Annotated in this window: 11 protein-coding genes; 10 read left to right on the top strand and 1 reads right to left on the bottom strand. The window is 62.7% G+C overall.

Annotation, left to right across the window (positions count from 1 at the left end):
- Positions 1–85: 85 nt before the first annotated feature.
- The 7 genes from IVB29_RS11670 to IVB29_RS11640 all read left to right on the top strand — a co-directional run bounded on the left by IVB29_RS11670 (position 86) and on the right by IVB29_RS11640 (position 15,905).
- Entirely contained in the window at positions 86–1,039 is a 954-nt protein-coding gene (locus IVB29_RS11670; RefSeq protein ID WP_247503508.1) for a 2-hydroxyacid dehydrogenase, read from the top strand.
- A gap of 580 nt (positions 1,040–1,619) precedes the next feature.
- The gene (gene rplJ, locus IVB29_RS11665; protein ID WP_247503507.1) at positions 1,620–2,138 is read left to right on the top strand and encodes a 50S ribosomal protein L10; all 519 of its coding nucleotides are present in this window, start codon (positions 1,620–1,622) and stop codon (positions 2,136–2,138) included.
- A 54-nt stretch (positions 2,139–2,192) separates the two neighbouring features.
- Positions 2,193–2,570 carry a 50S ribosomal protein L7/L12 gene (gene rplL, locus IVB29_RS11660; protein WP_007602994.1) on the top strand — a complete coding sequence of 126 codons (378 nt, stop codon included), beginning with the start codon at positions 2,193–2,195 and terminating at the stop codon, positions 2,568–2,570.
- Between the two features lie 484 nt (positions 2,571–3,054).
- The gene (gene rpoB, locus IVB29_RS11655) at positions 3,055–7,170 is read left to right on the top strand and encodes a DNA-directed RNA polymerase subunit beta (RefSeq protein WP_247503506.1); all 4,116 of its coding nucleotides are present in this window, start codon (positions 3,055–3,057) and stop codon (positions 7,168–7,170) included.
- Positions 7,171–7,299: 129 nt separating this feature from the next.
- Positions 7,300–11,496: a DNA-directed RNA polymerase subunit beta' gene (rpoC, locus tag IVB29_RS11650; RefSeq protein ID WP_247503505.1), complete on the top strand. Its 4,197-nt coding sequence runs from the start codon at positions 7,300–7,302 to the stop codon at positions 11,494–11,496.
- A 193-nt stretch (positions 11,497–11,689) separates the two neighbouring features.
- Complete coding sequence (locus IVB29_RS11645) at positions 11,690–13,747, top strand: FAD-dependent oxidoreductase (protein ID WP_247503504.1); 2,058 nt, start codon at positions 11,690–11,692, stop codon at positions 13,745–13,747.
- 133 nt (positions 13,748–13,880) lie between these two features.
- The gene (locus tag IVB29_RS11640) at positions 13,881–15,905 is read left to right on the top strand and encodes an ABC transporter ATP-binding protein (protein ID WP_247503503.1); all 2,025 of its coding nucleotides are present in this window, start codon (positions 13,881–13,883) and stop codon (positions 15,903–15,905) included.
- Here the strand turns inward: IVB29_RS11640 and IVB29_RS11635 are convergent.
- On the bottom strand, positions 15,827–17,071 hold the full coding sequence (locus tag IVB29_RS11635; protein ID WP_247503502.1) for an NAD(P)/FAD-dependent oxidoreductase: 1,245 nt from the start codon (positions 17,069–17,071) through the stop codon (positions 15,827–15,829). The two genes, IVB29_RS11640 and IVB29_RS11635, sit on opposite strands and share 79 nt — an antisense overlap.
- A 685-nt stretch (positions 17,072–17,756) precedes the next feature.
- On the opposite strand from IVB29_RS11635, the gene rpsL reads away from it, so the two are divergent.
- Genes rpsL through fusA form a run of 3 tightly spaced genes read left to right on the top strand, consistent with a single transcriptional unit; the run spans position 17,757 to position 20,717 of the window.
- Positions 17,757–18,128: a 30S ribosomal protein S12 gene (gene rpsL / locus IVB29_RS11630; protein WP_007603006.1), complete on the top strand. Its 372-nt coding sequence runs from the start codon at positions 17,757–17,759 to the stop codon at positions 18,126–18,128.
- Between the two features lie 15 nt (positions 18,129–18,143).
- Positions 18,144–18,614 (top strand): 30S ribosomal protein S7, encoded by a 471-nt coding sequence (gene rpsG, locus IVB29_RS11625; RefSeq protein WP_247503501.1) that lies wholly within the window; start codon positions 18,144–18,146, stop codon positions 18,612–18,614.
- 30 nt (positions 18,615–18,644) lie between these two features.
- Complete coding sequence (gene fusA / locus IVB29_RS11620) at positions 18,645–20,717, top strand: elongation factor G (RefSeq protein WP_247503500.1); 2,073 nt, start codon at positions 18,645–18,647, stop codon at positions 20,715–20,717.
- Positions 20,718–20,738: the final 21 nt, after the last annotated feature.

Genomic DNA, 20,738 nt, shown 5'->3' with positions numbered 1-20,738 from the left:
GGAAATTGCATGAGGCGAGGGGCGGAATCGGACAACCGATTCCGCCCCTCGTCGTTTGTGGCTGCGCTTATCGGAAACAAGAACAATGGCTGACAAGGTCCTGATCTATTCGCGCTTTCCCAAGACGATGATGGCGCGCTTTGCCGAGCGGTTCGAGCTGCTCGACACCGCCGGCAAGCCCGCGCGCGAGGTGTTTTCGGCCGACGAGCTCAGCGGCATCCGCGCGATCCTGACCGGCGGCGGCCAGCCGCTCGGCGCGGAAGCGATGGACCAGTTTCCGAAGCTCGGCGCCATTGTCTGCTACGGCACCGGTTATGACGGCGTCGACCTGAGCGCGGCAGCCAGCCGCAACATCGCGGTCGGCCATAGTCCGGGCGCCAATGCCGCCTCGGTCGCCGATATCGCGATGACGCTGATGCTGGCGACGACGCGGCGGATCGTAGTCGCCGACCAGTACGTCCGCAGGGGTGATTGGGCGGCCTCAAAACAGTCGCCGATGATGCGGCCCCAGGCCGGCATGCCCGGCCGCCGCATCGGTGTCTACGGCATGGGCGAGATCGGCCGCAAGATCGCGGCGCGCTGCGCCGCCTTCGAGAGCGAGGTCGGTTACTTCAGCCGCAGCAAGTACGATTTGCCCTATCAATATTTTCCGACGCTGGAGGCGCTGGCCGACTGGTGCAGCGTGCTGATGATCTCGGTGCGGGCAGGGGGCGAGACCCAGCACATGGTCAATGCCGATATCCTCAAGCGCCTCGGCGCCGACGGCTATGTCGTCAACATTTCCCGCGGCTCTGTGATCGACGAGAAGGCCCTCGTGGCGGCGCTCACCGACAAGGCCATCGCCGGCGCCGGCCTCGACGTCTTCGACAAGGAACCGCACGCCCCCGACGCCCTGACCGCGCTGCCCAATGTGGTGTTCGCCCCTCATATCGGCGGCCACACCCTCGAATCGCACGTCGCCATGCAGAACTGCGTGCTGGCGAACCTGACCGCCTTCTTCGAGGGCAAGAAGCTGCCCTATGGGGTCAAATTGGCCTGAATCGGCCCTTGTCAGGCCGGGTCAAGCCCGGTCGGCAACGGATTGGAACTGGTGTGAATTTTGCTCTTGGCAAGCAGGCTCCGAGCGGTTAAAGAACCGCTTCCGAACGGGCTGGCCTCGGCTGGCGCGTTCGTGCACGCATTCCGAAAACCCGACAGGACAGGAGATCATTCCTTTTCAGGACGTCCGTAAGGATTTGCCCGAAAAGGAAGGAAAATCCATCGGTTGGTGGGATGCGGGCAAGGGTCGGGCGGTTCGCCGGCTGACCTTGTCCTGTCCAAGACTGCAGGCGCCCGCGGGAAGTTTCGATTTCTCAACGGCTTAATCGCATGGCCTGCATAGACGGGTGAAGACCGGATTTCACGTCGCATCCCACCTGAGGGTGGTTGCGGAATGGGTTTGGTTCGGACCTCGACACGCCGTGGGCCTTTGGGCTCCCGGAGGGCAGGCTTTGAATTGTCGTCTCGCCCGGCGCGTGTCCGATGGGTTTTGACCCTGAGGTTCAGGTTTGGGTGGGACGATGGGTGCAACCCGGCGGTCCCGCTTTCTCGCGATGACCGCCAACCGGAAAGAGCTTGCTGTGGAACGAGCGGCAAAAAAGGAAGCGGTCGAACAGCTCAATGGCATCTTCAAGGCCACGAGCGTCGCGGTCGTTGCCCAATATTCCGGCCTGACCGTTGCCCAGATGCAGAAGCTGCGCATGCAGATGAAGCAGGCTGGCGCCTCGGTGAAGGTCTCGAAGAACCGTCTCGCCAAAATTGCTCTTGAAGGCACTGACGTCGTTGCCATCGGTTCCATGCTGAAGGGACCGACCGTGATCGCCACTTCGGACGATCCGGTAGCGGCGCCAAAGGTCGCCATCGAATTCGCCAAGGCGAACGAAAAGTTCGTCATCATTGGCGGGTCGATGGGAACGACCGTCCTGAATGTCGACGGTGTGAAGGCGCTTGCCTCGCTGCCGTCGCTTGATGAACTGCGCGCCAAGATCGTCGGCCTGCTTGTGGCCCCGGCGACCAAGATCGCTCAGCTCGCCAATGCGCCCGCGGGCAAGCTCGCGCGCGTCATCCAGGCTTATGCCTCAAAGAGCGAAGCGGCCTGACGCCCTTCGCAAAACTCAAACCCGAACCAGACTTACACTCAAGGAAACTGAACAATGGCTGACTTGCAGAAGATCGTTGACGACCTCTCGAGCCTCACCGTGCTCGAAGCTGCCGAACTCGCGAAGCTCCTCGAAGAGAAGTGGGGCGTTTCGGCTGCCGCGGCTGTCGCCGTGGCCGGCCCGGCTGGTGGTGGCGCTGCCGCCGCTCCGGCTGAAGAGAAGACCGAGTTCACGGTCGTTCTGGCCGCCGCCGGCGACAAGAAGATCGAAGTCATCAAGGAAGTCCGCGCCATCACCGGCCTGGGCCTGAAGGAAGCAAAGGACCTCGTCGAGGGCGCGCCGAAGCCTGTCAAGGAAGGCGTGAACAAGGACGAAGCCGAGAAGCTCAAGGCCCAGCTCGAGAAGGCTGGCGCCAAGGTCGAACTCAAGTAAGCAACGCTTACTGGCGGGATCCCGGGCGAGCCTCAGGCGAAGCCCGGGATCTTGGTCCACCCCTCGAAAGGGCGGGCCGGATGCAAAAGGCGTGCGACGGAACGTACCGACGCAGGCCGAACACAAAAAAGTGTTGGGATTGGAGGGTTTACCCCTCGAATCTGCACTATTGTCGCCCCATATCGGTTCGGCAGCACGAAAGCGCGGTGGGCAGGGATGTCGTATTTCCCTGTAAGCCGTTGGGAGAGCAGGCTATTTCGGGCTTTTGCAGTCCGTGACAACGATCGTAGAGACGGGCGGGCGTGCCCATGCGCCCCGCGCGTCGTTTTGCGTTTTGAAGGTCTGAAGAACAGATTCAGGACATGACGGCCTGAAACTGAGTTTCTGACCCCCAAAGCGGGTTCGAAAAAATTCAACCCGGGGAGCGGCGGCAGCCGCGTTCCGGACGGCGCGCCCGGAGCGGGCGACGAAATGAGAGGCCACGATGGCGCAGCAGACATTCACCGGTCGCAAACGCGTTCGCAAGTTCTTCGGACACATCAAGGAAGTGGCCGAGATGCCGAACCTCATCGAGGTTCAGAAGGCGTCCTATGACCAGTTCCTGATGGTCGACGAACCCCAGGGTGGCCGTCTCGACGAGGGTCTGCAGGCGGTGTTCCGCTCGGTCTTCCCGATCTCCGACTTCTCGGGCACCTCGATGCTGGAATTCGTCCGCTACGAGTTCGAGCAGCCGAAATACGACGTCGACGAGTGCCGCCAGCGCGGCATGACCTTCGCTGCGCCCCTCAAGGTGACGCTGCGCCTCATCGTGTTCGATATCGACGAGGAAACCGGCGCGAAGTCGGTGAAGGACATCAAGGAGCAGGACGTCTACATGGGCGACATCCCGCTCATGACGATGAACGGCACCTTCATCGTCAACGGCACCGAGCGCGTCATCGTTTCGCAGATGCACCGTTCGCCCGGCGTGTTCTTCGACCACGACAAGGGCAAGACCCATTCCTCGGGCAAGCTGCTGTTCGCCGCCCGCGTGATCCCGTATCGCGGCTCCTGGCTCGACATCGAGTTCGACGCCAAGGATATCGTCTATGCGCGTATCGACCGTCGCCGCAAGCTTCCGGTGACGTCGCTGATGTTCGCCCTCGGCCTCGACGGCGAGGCGATCCTGTCCACGTTCTATAAGAAGATCCAGTACAAGCGGACCAAGGAAGGCTGGCGTGTTCCGTTCGACGCCAACCGTTTCCGCGGCTACTCGACCGTCAACGATCTGATCGACGCCGATACCGGCAAGGTCGTGCTCGAGGCCGGCAAGAAGCTCACCGTCCGCGGTGCGCGTCAGATGCAGGAGAAGGGCCTGAAGGCGCTGCGCCTGTCCGATGCGGAACTCGTCGGCAACTACATCGCCGAGGACCTCGTCAATCCGAAGACCGGCGAGATCCACGCCGAGGCCGGCGAAGAGATCACCGACAAGTCCATGAAGGCCCTCAACGAGCAGGGCTACAAGGAATTGCCGATGCTCGACATCGACCACGTCAATGTCGGCCCCTACATCCGCAACACGCTCTCGGCCGACAAGAACATGACGCGTGAAGACGCGCTGTTCGACATCTACCGCGTGATGCGCCCGGGCGAGCCGCCGACGCTGGATTCGGCACAGGCGATGTTCCAGTCGCTGTTCTTCGACGCCGAGCGTTACGACCTGTCCGCAGTCGGCCGCGTCAAGATGAACATGCGCCTCGACCTCGATGCGCCCGACACCCAGCGCACGCTGCGCAAGGAAGACATCCTCTCCGTCATCAAGACGCTGGTGGATCTGCGCGACGGCAAGGGCGAGATCGACGACATCGACCATCTCGGCAACCGCCGTGTGCGTTCGGTCGGCGAGCTCATGGAGAACCAGTACCGCATCGGCCTCCTGCGTATGGAGCGCGCGATCAAGGAGCGCATGTCCTCGGTCGACATCGACACGGTCATGCCGCAGGACCTGATCAACGCCAAGCCGGCGGCTGCCGCCGTGCGCGAGTTCTTCGGCTCCTCGCAGCTCTCGCAGTTCATGGACCAGACCAACCCGCTCAGCGAGATCACCCACAAGCGTCGTCTCTCGGCGCTTGGACCGGGCGGTCTGACCCGCGAGCGCGCCGGCTTCGAAGTCCGCGACGTGCATCCGACCCATTACGGCCGCATCTGCCCGATCGAGACGCCGGAAGGTCCGAACATCGGCCTGATCAACTCGCTCGCGACCTTCGCGCGCGTGAACAAGTACGGCTTCGTCGAGACGCCGTACCGCAAGGTCAAAGACGGCCGCGTCACCGACGAGGTCGTGTACCTCTCGGCGATGGAAGAGGGCCGCTACACGGTCGCGCAGGCCAACGTGCCGCTCGACCCGAAGGGCCGCTTCACCGAAGACCTCGTGGTCTGCCGCCATGCCGGCGAAGTCTTGCCGGTGACGCCGGACAAGGTCGACTACATGGACGTGTCGCCGAAGCAGCTCGTCTCCGTCGCCGCGGCGCTGATCCCGTTCCTCGAGAACGACGACGCCAACCGCGCGCTGATGGGCTCGAACATGCAGCGCCAGGCGGTGCCGCTGGTTCGCGCCGAGGCGCCGTTCGTCGGCACCGGTATGGAAGGCGTCGTTGCCCGTGACTCGGGCGCCGCGATCGCGGCGCGCCGTTCGGGCGTGATCGACCAGATCGACGCGACCCGCGTCGTCATCCGCGCCACGGAAGATCTCGATCCGACCAAGTCGGGCGTCGATATCTACCGCCTCATGAAGTATCAGCGCTCCAACCAGTCGACCTGCATCAACCAGCGTCCGCTGGTGAAGGTCGGCGACATCGTCAAGAAGGGCGACATCATCGCCGACGGTCCGTCGACCGATCTCGGTGAACTCGCGCTCGGCCGCAACGTGCTCGTCGCGTTCATGCCGTGGAACGGCTACAACTTCGAAGACTCGATCCTGCTCTCCGAGCGGATCGTGAAGGAAGACGTCTTCACCTCGATCCATATCGAGGAATTCGAGGTGATGGCCCGCGACACCAAGCTCGGACCTGAGGAAATCACCCGCGACATTCCGAACGTCTCGGAAGAAGCGCTGAAGAACCTCGACGAAGCCGGTATCGTCTACATCGGCGCGGAAGTGCGCGCCGGCGACATCCTGGTCGGCAAGATCACGCCGAAGGGCGAAAGCCCGATGACGCCGGAAGAAAAGCTTCTGCGCGCCATCTTCGGCGAAAAGGCCTCCGACGTTCGCGACACTTCGCTGCGCGTTCCTCCGGGCGTGCAGGGCACGATCGTGGAAGTCCGCGTGTTCAACCGTCACGGCGTCGACAAGGACGAGCGTGCGTTGGCGATCGAGCGGGAAGAGATCGAGCGTCTGGCCAAGGACCGCGACGACGAGCAGGCGATCCTGGACCGCAACGTCTACAACCGTCTTGCCGAGCTGCTCGAAGGGCGGCAGGGCATTGCCGGTCCGAAGGGCTTCAAGAAGGACACCAAGATCACCCGTGCGGTGCTCGAGGAGTACCCGAAGTCGCAGTGGTGGCTGTTCGCTTCGCCGAACGACAAGCTGATGGCCGAGATCGAGGCCATGCGGAAGCAGTACGACGAGTCGAAGAAGGGGCTCGAGCAGCGCTTCCTCGACAAGGTCGAGAAGCTTCAGCGCGGTGACGAATTGCCGCCCGGCGTGATGAAGATGGTCAAGGTCTTCGTCGCGGTGAAGCGCAAGATCCAGCCCGGCGACAAGATGGCCGGCCGCCACGGCAACAAGGGCGTGGTGTCGAAGATCGTGCCGATCGAGGACATGCCGTTCCTCGAAGACGGTACGCACGCCGACATCGTGCTCAATCCGCTGGGCGTGCCCTCGCGCATGAACGTCGGACAGATCCTCGAGACCCATCTCGGCTGGGCATGCGCCGGCCTCGGCAAGCGTATCGGCCAGACGGTCGATGCTTATTTGGCGAAGCAGGACATCAGGCCGCTGAAGGAAACCTTGAAGAAGGTCTACGGCGAGGACGAGACGATCAAGTCGCTCAACGACAACGAGTTGATCGAGCTCGGTCATAACCTCAGCCGCGGCGTGCCGATCGCGACGCCGGTGTTCGACGGCGCGAAGGAAGCCGACATCGAGGAGATGCTGAAGCTTGCCGGTCTCGACGCTTCGGGGCAGTCGACCGTCTATGACGGCCGCACCGGTGATGCGTTCGATCGCAAGGTGACAGTGGGCTACATCTACATGCTCAAGCTGCACCATCTCGTGGACGACAAGATCCACGCGCGTTCGATCGGTCCGTACTCGCTCGTCACCCAGCAGCCGCTGGGCGGCAAGGCGCAGTTCGGCGGCCAGCGCTTCGGCGAAATGGAAGTGTGGGCGCTCGAGGCTTACGGCGCGGCGTACACGCTCCAGGAGATGCTGACCGTGAAGTCGGACGACGTCGCCGGCCGTACCAAGGTGTACGAGGCGATCGTGCGTGGCGACGACACCTTCGAGGCCGGTATTCCGGAATCGTTCAACGTGCTGGTCAAGGAAATGCGCTCGCTCGGCCTCAACGTCGATCTGCACAATTCCAAGGTCGGGCCGGGGACGGCGGAAGCGGCCGAGTAACGCGACCTATCATGCCCGGCCTTGACGGCCGGGCATCGGCGCCCCACCCGAGGCCTTGAGGGCAGGGCGCCCCGCTTAAGTGATTTTCGAATTTGCTGCCGGAGGCGACCGGCACGCGAGGAGAAGACGATGAACCAAGAAATTATGAATCTCTTCAACCCGACGACGCCGGCTCAGGTCTTCGACCAGATCCGGATTTCGATCGCGAGCCCCGAGAAGATTCTGTCCTGGTCGTACGGCGAGATCAAGAAGCCGGAAACCATCAACTACCGTACCTTCAAGCCCGAGCGCGACGGCCTGTTCTGCGCCCGCATCTTCGGGCCGATCAAGGACTACGAGTGCTTGTGCGGCAAGTACAAGCGCATGAAGTACAAGGGCATCATCTGCGAGAAGTGCTCGGTCGAGGTCACGCTGTCGCGCGTCCGGCGCGAGCGCATGGGCCATATCGAGCTCGCCGCCCCCGTCGCCCACATCTGGTTCCTGAAGTCGCTGCCCTCGCGCATCGGCCTTCTGCTGGATATGACGCTGAAGGATCTCGAGCGAATCCTCTACTTCGAATATTACGTCGTTCTCGAGCCGGGCCTGACCGCGCTGAAGGACCGTCAGCTGCTGTCGGAAGACGAGTATCTGAGGGCGCAGGACGAGTACGGCCAGGATTCTTTCACCGCCATGATCGGCGCGGAAGCGATCCGCGAGCTGCTCAAGGGCATGGACCTCGAAAAGCTCGAGCTGACCTTGCGTGCGGAGATGCAGGAGACCGACTCCGACATCAAGCACAAGAAGCTCGCCAAGCGCCTGAAGATCGTGGAAGCGTTCCGCCACTCCGGCAACAAGCCGGAATGGATGATCATGACCGTGGTTCCGGTGATTCCGCCGGACTTGCGTCCGCTGGTGCCGCTGGACGGCGGCCGCTTCGCGACCTCGGATCTCAACGACCTCTACCGCCGCGTCATCAACCGCAACAACCGCTTGAAGCGGCTGATGGAGCTGCGCGCGCCCGACATCATCATCCGCAACGAGAAGCGAATGCTTCAGGAAGCGGTCGATGCGCTGTTCGACAACGGCCGCCGCGGCCGCGTCATCACGGGTGCCAACAAGCGCCCGCTGAAGTCGCTCGCCGACATGCTCAAGGGCAAGCAGGGCCGGTTCCGTCAGAACCTGCTCGGCAAGCGCGTCGACTATTCCGGCCGTTCCGTGATCGTGGTCGGTCCCGAGCTGCGCCTGCATCAGTGCGGCCTGCCGAAGAAGATGGCGCTCGAGCTGTTCAAGCCGTTCATCTATTCGCGGCTTGACGCCAAGGGCCTGTCCACCACCGTGAAGCAGGCCAAGAAGCTGGTCGAGAAGGAGCGGCCCGAGGTCTGGGACATCCTGGACGAGGTGATCCGCGAGCATCCGGTGCTGCTCAACCGCGCACCGACGCTGCATCGTCTCGGCATCCAGGCGTTCGAGCCCGTGCTGATCGAGGGCAAGGCGATCCAGCTCCACCCGCTGGTCTGCGCCGCGTTCAACGCCGACTTCGACGGCGACCAGATGGCCGTGCACGTTCCGCTGTCGCTCGAAGCGCAGCTGGAAGCGCGCGTCCTGATGATGTCGACCAACAACATCCTGCATCCGGCGAACGGCCAGCCGATCATCGTGCCGTCGCAGGACATCGTGCTCGGTCTCTATTACGTCTCGATCATGCGCGAAGGCCTGCCCGGCGAGGGCAAGCTGTTCGGCACGATGGCCGAACTCGAGCACGCCCTGCACGCGAAGGTCATCCACCTCCACACCAAGATCAAGTATCGGTGGCAGGGCATGGATGAGACCGGCAAGGTCTCGACGCGCTGGATCGAGACCACCGCGGGCCGCGTCATGCTCGGCAATCTGCTGCCGAAGAACCCGCGTATCTCGTACGAGATCATCAACAAGCTGATGACCAAGCGCGAGATCTCCGGCGTCATCGACCAAGTCTACCGCCACTGCGGCCAGAAGGAGACGGTGATCTTCTGCGACCGCATCATGGCGCTCGGCTTCTACAACGCGTTCAAGGCCGGCATCTCGTTCGGCAAGGACGACATGGTCGTGCCGCACTCCAAGTGGAAGATCGTCGACACCACCCGTACGCTGGCGAAGGATTTCGAGCAGCAGTACAATGACGGTCTGATCACCCATGGCGAGAAGTACAACAAGGTTGTCGACGCCTGGTCGAAGGCGACCGAAGAAATCGCCAAGGCGATGATGAAGGAAATCTCCGCCACCAAGAGGACGGCGAGCGGAGCGGAAGCCGAGGTCAACTCGATCTACATGATGGCTCACTCCGGTGCCCGCGGTTCGCCGGCCCAGATGCGCCAGCTCGCCGGCATGCGCGGCCTGATGGCCAAGCCGTCGGGCGAGATCATCGAGACCCCGATCATCTCGAACTTCAAGGAAGGCCTCTCGGTGCTCGAGTACTTCAACTCGACCCACGGCGCCCGCAAGGGCCTCGCGGACACCGCGTTGAAGACCGCGAACTCCGGCTACCTGACCCGTCGTCTCGTCGACGTCGCGCAGGACTGCATCATCACGCAGAGCGACTGCGGCACCAAGCTCGGCATCAAGATGCGCGCCATCGTCGATGCCGGCACCGTGGTCGCTTCGCTCGGTTCGCGCATCCTCGGACGCACGGCCTGCGACGACATCCGTGACAGCTCGGGCAAGGTGATTATCAAGCGCGATACGCTGATGGAAGAGAGCCATCTGGATGCCATCCATCAGGGTGGCGTGCAGGAGGTGAAGATCCGCTCGGCACTGACCTGCGAGCTCGTCAACGGCATCTGCGGCATGTGCTACGGCCGCGATCTCGCCCGCGGCACGCCGGTCAACCACGGTGAAGCCGTCGGCGTCATCGCGGCGCAGTCGATCGGCGAGCCGGGCACCCAGCTGACCATGCGCACCTTCCACATCGGCGGTGCGGCGCAGCTCAACGAGCAGTCGTTCGTCGAATCCAACTTCGACGGCAAGATCGTGATCCGGAACAAGGCCATCGCCCGCAACAGCGAAGGCCATCTGGTCGCGATGGTGCGCAACATGGTGATCGCGATCGTCGATGCCGACGGCACCGAGCGTGCGACGCACCGTATCCAGTACGGCTCGCGCCTGCATGTCGACGAGGGCGACACGGTCAAGCGCGGACAGCGCATCGTCGAGTGGGACCCGTACTCCCGTCCGCTTCTCACCGAAGTGGAAGGCACCATCGGCTTCGAGGACCTGATCGAGGGCCTGTCGATCACGGAAACGCTGGACGAAGCCACCGGTATCGCCAAGCGCGTGGTCATCGACTGGCGCTCGACGCGCGGCGGCGGGGACCTGCGTCCCGCCATCGTGGTCAAGGGCAAGGACGGCAAGGTACTCAAGCTCGCCCGTGGCGGCGATGCCCGCTACATGCTGTCGGTCGACGGCATTCTGTCGGTCGACATCGGAGCCAAGGTCCAGGCCGGCGACATCCTCGCCCGCGTCTCGACCGAAAGCGCCAAGACGCGTGACATCACCGGCGGTCTGCCGCGGGTGGCGGAGCTGTTCGAGGCACGGCGTCCGAAGGATGCGGCGATCATCGCCGAAATCTCGGGCACCATCCGGTTCGGGCGCGACTACAAGAACAAGCGTCGCATCGCGATCGAGCCGATGGACAAGACCGAAGAGGCGCGCGAGTACCTCATCCCGAAGGGCAAGCACATCCACCTTCAGGACGGCGACGTCGTCGAAAAGGGCGACTTCATCGTGGAAGGCAACCCGGCGCCGCACGACATCCTTGCGGTCAAGGGCATCGAGGAGCTCGCGGCCTATCTGGTCAACGAGATCCAGGAGGTCTACCGGCTCCAGGGCGTGCTCATCAACGACAAGCACATCGAGGTGATCGTCCGTCAGATGCTCCAGAAGGTGGAAGTCACCGACCAGGGCGACACGGACATGATCTCGGGCGAGCAGATCGACAAGATCGAGTTCGACCAGATCAACGCGAAAGCCAAGGAAGAGGGCAAGAAGATCGCAACGGCGACGCCGGTTCTGCTCGGTATCACCAAGGCGAGCCTCCAGACCCGCTCCTTCTTCTCGGCGGCCTCGTTCCAGGAGACCACCCGCGTCCTCACGGAAGCGGCGGTCAACGGCAAGGTCGATCCGCTCGAAGGCCTCAAGGAGAACGTCATCGTCGGCCGGCTGATCCCGGCGGGCACCGGCGCCTCCATGGCCAAGATCCGCGAAGTCGCCGTGAAGCGCGACAAGATGATCCTCGACGAGCGCGAGAAGCAGTCGGCCGTCGTGTCGCCCGCGCCGGAAGCTGAACTTCCTGCGCTCCCGCCTGCGGAATAATGGTTCATCCGTAGGACTACGAGGGATAACGAAAAGGCCGGCGAAAGCCGGCCTTTTTGCTGCTTTGTTTCCCTGTTGCGGTGCGGGATCAACCTTTGTTCATCTTCCCTTCAGCCGCAAAAGCGCTTCTGCTAGGGGAGCTTAGACCGGTGGATCCCGTGACGGGGGCAGGGCCGGAGACCACGGAACTTACATGCTTGATCTCGCAATCGTAGGCGGCGGCCCCGGCGGGCTGATGAGCGCTTGGTATCTGAAGAAGAAGCTCGGCGATCTCTGCCGCATCACCATCTATGAGGCGTCGGACCGGCTTGGCGGCAAGATCGTCACGCGCAAATTCGATTCGGCGCCCGCGATGTACGAGGCCGGCGTCGCCGAGATCTACGATTACTCGATGACCGGGCCGGATCCGCTGCGCGAGCTGATCCAGCATTTCGGACTTCAGACCATTCCGATGGACGCCGAGCAGGTGCAGTTCGGCGGCGAGCTCCTCAACGACGTCGCCGGCATGCGCCGCAGATACGGCGCCAAGACCGCGGCCGCGATCGAGGCGTTCCGCAAGCGCTGCGCCGAGGCGATGACGCCGATGGAATATTACGAAGGCGTCGGCGCGCACGACAACGAGAACCCCTGGGCCTACAAGACCGCCGAGCAGGTGCTCGACGAGGAGGTCGAGGACGAGACCGCCAAGCGTTTCTTCAAGGTGATGGCGCGCTCGGATATCGCGACCGAGACCCACAACACCAACGGCCTCAACGCGCTCAAGAACTACCTGATGGATGTCGACGGCTATATCGGCCTCTATTCCATCCAGAACGGCAACGAGCAGCTGATCGAGTGCCTCCAGTCGGAGGTCAATGCCGACATCCAGCTCAATCATCGCGTGCTCACCGTCGGCAAGGCGCCGACCGGCCGCTACCAGCTCAAGATGATGAACGGCAAGGGGCCGGAGACGCGCGACTTCGATCTCGTGCTGATGTGCCTGCCGCATTCCTGGCTTGCCACCGTCGGCTGGGAGGGCGAGCAACTCCGCAAGTCGATGGTCAAGCACGTCTCGTATTTCGACCGTCCTGCGCACTATTTGCGGGTCTCGATCCTGTTCGACTCGCCATTCTGGGGCGAGAAGATCGCCGGCGCCTGGTTCATGTCGGAGGCTTTCGGCGGCTGTTGCGTCTACAACGAGGGCGCGCGCCACGACGTCGGCAAGCACGGCGTCCTGAACTGGCTGATTCCCGGCTCCGATGCGCTGGCCTTCGCCAACCTGTTGGACCAGGAGCTGATCGACGCCGCGCTGAAATCGCTGCCGGCCTCGCTCGGCGATGCGCGCGCACATTTCGTGGAAGGCAAGATCCACCGCTGGCTGTCGTCAGTGAACGCGGTTCCGGGCGGCCTGCCCGTGCGCGACGTCATGACCAACCATCGGCCCGAGCCGAAGGAACATCCCGGCATCGTGGTGGTCGGCGACTATCTGTTCGACTCGACGCTGAACGGTCTGCTCGATTCCTCGGATGCGGCAACCGACATCATCCTGACCGAGATGATGCGTCTGCGCCGCGAGCAGGAGGAGGGCAAGCCGGCCTCCGACAAGATCGACCGCGATTATTTCGAGAATTATCGCGGCCTCGGTCCCTACAGCGAGGCGTGGAAGCACTTCACTGACCCCGACTATCTCACCAAGCTGATCGGCATCGTCTGGGGCAAGGCCAAGGGCGCCAAGCTGCTGGTCGCGGGCTCCGCCAGCGGCGAGCTGGTCGGCGCGCTGCGCCAGCGCGGCATCGATGCCTTCGGCATCGAGAACAATCGCGCCATCCACGCCAAGACGCCGAAGGCGCTGAAGAAGTACAACAAGCTCGGCTCGATCACCGACATGCCGTTCAAGGACAGCAGCTTCGACTTCGTGTTCGAGACCAGCCTCTGCCATCTTTCCCCGAAGCAGGTGGTCCGCGCGATCCGCGAGCTCAACCGCGTGGTCAAGACCGGCCTCGTGTTCGGCTCGATCACCTCGGACATGGCATCGGTGGTGATCGACCGCTACGACCTGCTGCGCGGAGTCAAGAAGCTCGGCACCTGGTGGGAATGGTCCGAATTGTTTTTCGGCAACGGCTTCGATCTGTCGATGCACCGCAAGGACTGCACTGATGCGCTCTGGGAGGCGACGCTCGCCGCCAATAAGGGCCCGGGGCAGTGGTATGCCGACGCCGACAGTCTGCGTTATTCGTTCTTCGACAAGGTCGAAGACGAGGACGACGACTAGCCCAGAGGATCGGACCGGCATCGCCAATTGCTTTGCCGAATTCATTCTGATCGCATAGAATCAGTGCAATAGCGGTTACCGCTCTTTCCTGCTCTCTCTGCGGTCATGCCGGCCGTCAGCATCGGTTGGTTTCATGTCGTCCAAGCCTCCTTCTCCCGACAAACAGAAGCTCGCTGCGGAAGAGGCGGCCGAGCGCGACGACAAGCTTGTCTCCGCCAAGCCGGCCCTCGAAGACGACGAGGACGATGAAGACGAGGATGATGACGAGCTGGAGCTCGACGATGATGATGATGAGGAGGATCTCGTCGTCTTTACCGCGCGCGAGGCCGCCGGCGCGCTCGCGACCATCCTGGGTTTCGTCAAACCCTTCCTCGTCAATTACAAGCGGATGCTGTCTTTCGTGGCGTTCGGCGTCGTGGTCGAGACGCTGTTCAACGTCATCATGCCGCTCAGCCTGAAGTATTTGATCGACGACGCGCTCGGCGAGGAAGACTTCCAGGCGCTGTACAAGATCCTCGGCGTGCTTGCGGCCGCCGGCATCTTCACCTCGATCGTCGCGGTCTGGTACGAGCGCTGGGACGCGCGGCTCGCTGCCTGCATCATCTCCGACGTCCGCAAGCGCCTGTTCGAGCACGTCCAGGACCTGCCGACGGCCTATTTCGGCCGCACCAAGCGCGGCGAGATCCTGTCGCGCTTCTCGGTCGACCAGGCTGCCTTCGAGGGCTCGGTCAAGACTTTCGCCAACAGCGCGGCGCTGCCGTTCCTGGAGTTGATCGCCGGCATCATCCTGATGGTGTTCTTGAACTGGCAGCTCGCGGCGGTCGCGCTGCTGGTGTTCCCGATCACGCTGATCGGCCCGCGCATCCTCACCCCGAAGGCGGTGCAGGCCAATTACGAGCAGAAGCAGAACGAAAGCGCGCTGCTCGGCATGGTGCAGGAGAACGTGGCCGCACAGGCGGTGATCAAGGCGTTCAGCCTGCAGCGCAAGATGTTCGGCTTCTTCGCGTTCCGCAACGACGAGACGCGCCGCAAGATCGCGTCAGCCGCGTTCCTCTCGACCATGGTGGAGCGGACGGTCACCATCTCGGTCTTGATGCTGCACCTCGTGGTGCTCGCGATCGGCGCCTATCTGGCGACCAAGGGCCAGATCACCATCGGCACCTTCGTCACCTTCGAGAGCGCGTTCTGGGAGGTCTCCTACAACATCGCCCATGTGATGCACTTCATCCCGGTGTCGATCTCCTCGGCCGCCGCGATCCGCCACATGCAGGAACTGCTGGACGAGCCGACGCGCGGCGCCGACCGTACCGGCGCGCCGGATCTGCCGCGCGTCACCAATGACATCACCTTCGACCATGTCACCTTCCAGTACGAAGGCAGCCAGACGCCGGTGCTGGACAATCTCAGCCTCAAGCTCAATGTCGGCAAGCGCATCGCCATCGTCGGCCCCTCGGGGTCCGGCAAGAGCACGCTGCTCAACCTGATCCTGCGGCTCTACGTGCCCGACGAGGGCCGCGTCACCATCGACGGCGTGGACGTGCGCAAGGTGACGCTGGATTCGCTGCGCCGGAGCATGGCGGTCGTGTTCCAGGAGAACATGCTGTTCAACATGTCGATCCGCGAGAACATCCGGCTCGGCAAGGAAGGCGCGACCGACGCGGAGGTGGAGGAGGCCGCCAAGAAGGCCGAGATCCACCGCTACATCATGAGCCTGCCGCAGCGCTACGACACGCCGGTCGGAGAGCGCGGCGACACGCTCTCCGGCGGCCAGCGCCAGCGCATCGCGATCGCGCGCGCCGTCATCCGTAACCCGTCCGTGCTGCTGCTGGACGAAGCCACCTCGGCGCTGGACCAGACCACGGAAGCCGCGATCAACCGCACGCTGCTCAAGGTCGCCAAGGGCCGCACCATGATCTGGTCGACCCATCGCCTGAGCTCGGTGGTCGAGATGGACGAGATCATCGTGATTTCAGGGGGCAGGGCGATCGAGCGCGGCTCGCACGCCGAGCTGCTGGCCAAGAACGGCACCTACCGCAAGCTGTGGAACGACCAGACTCACCAGCCGCACGGTGCGGTGGCTCAGGCCGACGACGACAGCGACGATGACGACGAGGATGAAGACGACCTCGAGGATGACGAGGATGACGAGGAGGAGTGACCGAGGAAGTTCGGCTCCAGATGGAGCGCTCCTCCAAACGGCCGCAGCAGTCCCTGAACCGACCAGGCGATGAGGCGCGCCCAGCGCTGCGCCGTCCAGTAGGGGGCCGTGCTGATTGAGACTGAGCGGAAGTCGAACGCCTTCGCTGCGGACCATTCGTCGCAATCCCGCTTGACCGGGTCGGCATAGAACGTGGCGAGCTTGTCCGTATCCATCCCGTCGGAAGCGAGCCATTGCGGGATGTAGACGTTGCAGAGCCGCTCGACGTCGGTGAAGACCTTGTCGCAGCCGGTGCCGGCGGCAGGGCAGGAGGTTGAGAAGGCATCGCCCACCAGCACCAGGCCCGGCTGGCCGCTTGCGTCATTCACGTAGAGATCGACCGGGCGGATCTTGAGCTCGCCGGGAATGTCGAATGCACCGGTGATGCGTTTGAGCCGGGGCAGGGCGGCGTTCAGCGTCTCGGCCGGTGCGCGGCGCAAATCGCGCAGCCAGGGATCGTCGAAGCCGCGATAAACGAACAGATTCGCCCGCATCCGCGTCCCGACCGGAAACAGCGTGATGTAGGGGATGCGGTCGCTCGGCCGCTCCGAGAAATAGGTCAGCGCCGGGAAGTCGAACGAATTCCGCCCGGCCGGCACCACGTCGAATCCGATCGAGATCGAATGGCAGGTGCTGACGATTTTTCGCGTGATTCCCAGCTGGTGTCGCAAGCCGACATTGAGGCCGTTGGCGAGCACGACCAGGCGTGCGGAGATCGTCTCCTCATTGGAGAGCACGACCTTCTGCCGCTCCGGGCTGGTCTCGACCGCGACGGCCTTGGCGCAGATGCGTTCGACGGCCTCAGGGATTTCGTCGCGGACGGCGTTCACCAGCGAATCATAGAGGATGTTGAACTGCCTGCTCGGCGCCTTGTCGAGCAAATGGCCGAATCGCGCGATCCAGTTTTCGCCGGCGAAGGTCGCCCGCCGCAGCACCGATTCTCCGATTCCCGTCCTCAGGAATCGCTCGATTTGGGTGTGACCGCTGAGTTTTTCGACTCGAAAGTCCGCCGGATAGCTCTCATGCGGATCGACCAGTACCGTCGAAATGCCGGCGCGGCCGAGCATTGCGGCGGCGGTCGAGCCGGACAATCCCCCGCCGATAATGGCAATGTCGGTGTACCGCATGACGCAAATCTCTGCCGAAGGTGGGCAGATTGACGCATCAACAGGAAAAAAAGCCTTAGTAAGCCTTATAAAAGTATATTTCGTCCGGGTATAAATAGGTCGCTGGGATAGCGGAACAGGCCGGGCGTTGCCATATCGGGAAGGCGCGGCAAGTGCGGTAAACATCGATTTGGGCAGGTGCCAGAAGCGTTTCTGACTGTCGTTTCGCCTTGACTTGATCGACTCTCACTTATAGAAAGCGCCTCACTTACACGACAGGCGGTGAGCATTGCCAACGTCGGAACGGGCCACCCGTTGATCTCGAGGGATTAGATCCCCAAAGGTCGCTAAAGCGGGCACCAACCTCGACGAATGCCGCTCAAACGCTGTCGATTATAGCTAGGCAATGCCAGTGCGATTTTAGATCTCTTGAGCTCGTTCTCATGAGGTCGAATTCGGATGCATGACCTCGGTACGCGAGCCGCAGCCTTACGCTGATTGGCCTCGATATCGCGGTCCTCTGTGGCGTCGTAACGCTTTCCGCTCGGTGATGGAGCGGCTGGCGCAATTTCGCTTTGTGCGGATTGTTCCGTGCGGGCGGCCTCGTCGGGCGGGTGGCTCGAAAGAATTTGCGGTTCCGTCAACGGGGCCGCGGCAAGACAGCGGATCCGAAAGGGTTCGCCGCAGAACAAAGGGTAAGGCCAGGATGCCGACGATCAACCAGCTGATCGCTCAACCGCGTGAAGTGCAGAAGTCGCGCAAGAAGGTGCCGGCGCTGCAGCAGTCGCCGCAGAAGCGTGGTGTTTGCACCCGCGTCTACACGACGACCCCGAAGAAGCCGAACTCGGCGCTTCGTAAGGTCGCCAAGGTGCGCCTGACCAACGGCTTCGAGGTGATCGGCTACATCCCGGGTGAGGGCCATAACCTTCAGGAGCACTCGGTGGTCATGATCCGCGGCGGCCGCGTCAAGGATTTGCCCGGCGTGCGCTACCACATCCTCCGCGGCGTTCTGGATACCCAGGGCGTCAAGAACCGTAAGCAGCGTCGTTCGAAGTACGGCGCGAAGCGTCCGAAGTAAGCGGGAACCAGCTCCATGTCTCGTCGCCACTCAGCGGAAAAGCGCGAAGTTCTCCCGGATCCGAAGTTCGGGAACATCATCGTCACGAAGTTCATGAACTCGGTGATGTACGCCGGCAAGAAGTCGGTCGCCGAAGGCATCGTCTACGGTGCGTTCGGTATCATCGAAGCCAAGACCAAGCAGAGCCCGCTCGGCGTGTTCGAGCAGGCACTCGAGAACGTCATGCCGACGATCGAAGTGCGCTCCCGCCGCGTCGGCGGCGCGACCTACCAGGTCCCGGTCGAAGTTCGCACGGTGCGCCGTCAGGCCCTGGGCATCCGTTGGTTGATCTCGGCTGCGCGCGAGCGCAACGAGAAGACGATGACCGAGCGGCTCTCCGCGGAGCTCCTGGACGCATCGAACAACCGTGGCAACGCCGTCAAGAAGCGTGAAGACGTGCACCGGATGGCGGAAGCCAATCGAGCCTTCTCGCACTATCGCTGGTAACGGCGAAACACGGAATCTAAGGAACACTCCATGCCCCGCGTTCATGCCATAGAGAATTACCGCAACTTCGGTATCATGGCGCATATCGATGCCGGCAAGACCACGACCACCGAGCGCATCCTCTATTACACCGGCAAGAGCCACAAGATCGGCGAAGTGCACGAAGGTGCCGCGACGATGGACTGGATGGAGCAGGAGCAGGAGCGCGGCATCACGATTACGTCGGCCGCGACCACCGCGTTCTGGGAAGGCAAGCGTCTCAACATCATCGACACCCCCGGCCACGTCGACTTCACCATTGAAGTCGAACGCAGCTTGCGCGTGCTCGACGGCGCCGTGTGCGTGCTTGACTCCAACCAGGGCGTCGAGCCCCAGACCGAGACCGTCTGGCGTCAGGGCGACAAGTACAAGGTTCCGCGCATCGTCTTCGCCAACAAGATGGATAAGACCGGCGCCGACTTCTACAAGTGCATGCAGGACATTATCGATCGCCTCGGCGCAAAGCCGATCGCGATCCAGCTTCCGATCGGCTCCGAGAACAATTTCAAGGGCCTGGTCGATCTCGTCCGTATGAAGGGCGTTGTCTGGGAAGAAGAGAAGCTCGACGCCAAGTTCGTCGACATCGATATTCCCGAGGATATGGTCGAGAAGGCCAAGGAATATCGCGAGAAGCTGCTGGAAGCCGCCGTCGAACTCGACGACGAAGTTCTTGCCGCTTATCTCGATGGCAAGGAGCCCGATGAGGCGACGCTGAAGCGCTTGATCCGCAAGGCCGTGCTGACTGGTGCGTTCTTCCCGGTATTGTGCGGCTCGGCCTTCAAGAACAAGGGCGTGCAGCCCTTGCTCGACGCGGTCGTGGATTATCTGCCGTCGCCGGTCGACGTGCCCGCCATCAAGGGCGTCGATGAAGACGGCAACGAGATCGTTCGTCTGCCGGACGACAAGGAGCCGCTGGCTCTGTTGGCGTTCAAGATCATGGACGACCCGTTCGTCGGTACCATCACCTTCTGCCGTATCTACTCCGGCACGCTGCTGTCGGGGACCGGCGTCATCAATTCGACGCGCGACCGCAAGGAGCGCATCGGCCGCATGTTGCTGATGCATGCGAACAACCGCGAAGACATCAAGGAAGCCTATGCCGGCGACATCGTCGCGCTGGCTGGCCTGAAGGAAGCGCGCACCGGTGACACGCTGTGCGATCCCGACAAGGCGGTGATCCTCGAAAAGATGGAATTCCCCGAACCGGTCATCGAGATCGCGATCGAGCCGAAGTCCAAGGCCGACCAGGAAAAGCTGGGTGTGGCGCTGGCGAAGCTCGCCGCGGAGGATCCGTCCTTCCGCGTGTCGACCGACCAGGAGTCCGGCCAGACCATCCTCAAGGGCATGGGCGAGCTCCATCTCGACATCAAGGTCGACATCCTCCGCCGTACCTACAAGGTCGACGCCAACATCGGCGCGCCGCAGGTTGCGTTCCGTGAGCGCGTCACCAAGAGGGCCGAGGTCAAGTACACCCACAAGAAGCAGACCGGCGGTACTGGTCAGTTCGCTGAAGTGTCGATCGTGGTCGAGCCGAACGAGCCCGGCAAGGGCTACGAGTTCGAATCCAAGGTCGTCGGCGGGGCGGTGCCGAAGGAATACATCCCCGGCGTCGAAAAGGGCCTCAACAGCGTCATGGGCGCCGGCGTCGTCGCGGGCTTCCCCGTGGTCGACGTCAAGGTCTCGCTGGTCGACGGCAAGTATCACGACGTCGACTCGTCGGCGCTCGCCTTCGAAATCGCTTCGCGCGCTGCATTCCGCGAAGCCCTTCAGAAGGGCAAGTCCGTCCTGCTCGAGCCGATCATGAAGGTCGAAGTGGTGACCCCGGAAGACTACACCGGCTCGGTCATCGGCGACCTGAATTCCCGGCGCGGTCAGATCCAGGGTCAGGACATGCGCGGCAACGCCAACGTCATCAACGCGATGGTGCCGCTTATGAACATGTTCGGTTACGTGAATAACCTGCGCTCGATGAGCCAGGGTCGCGCGACCTTCACGATGCAGTTCGATCACTACGCAGAAGCGCCGGCGAACGTGTCGGCGGAAGTCCAAAAGAAGTTTGCCTGATTGTCGTCGGTCTCGAACTGA

This window comes from Bradyrhizobium sp. 1, from assembly GCF_023073315.1.
In the GTDB taxonomy this organism is placed as follows: domain Bacteria; phylum Pseudomonadota; class Alphaproteobacteria; order Rhizobiales; family Xanthobacteraceae; genus Bradyrhizobium.
This window is presented reverse-complemented; position numbering and strand designations above follow the sequence as displayed.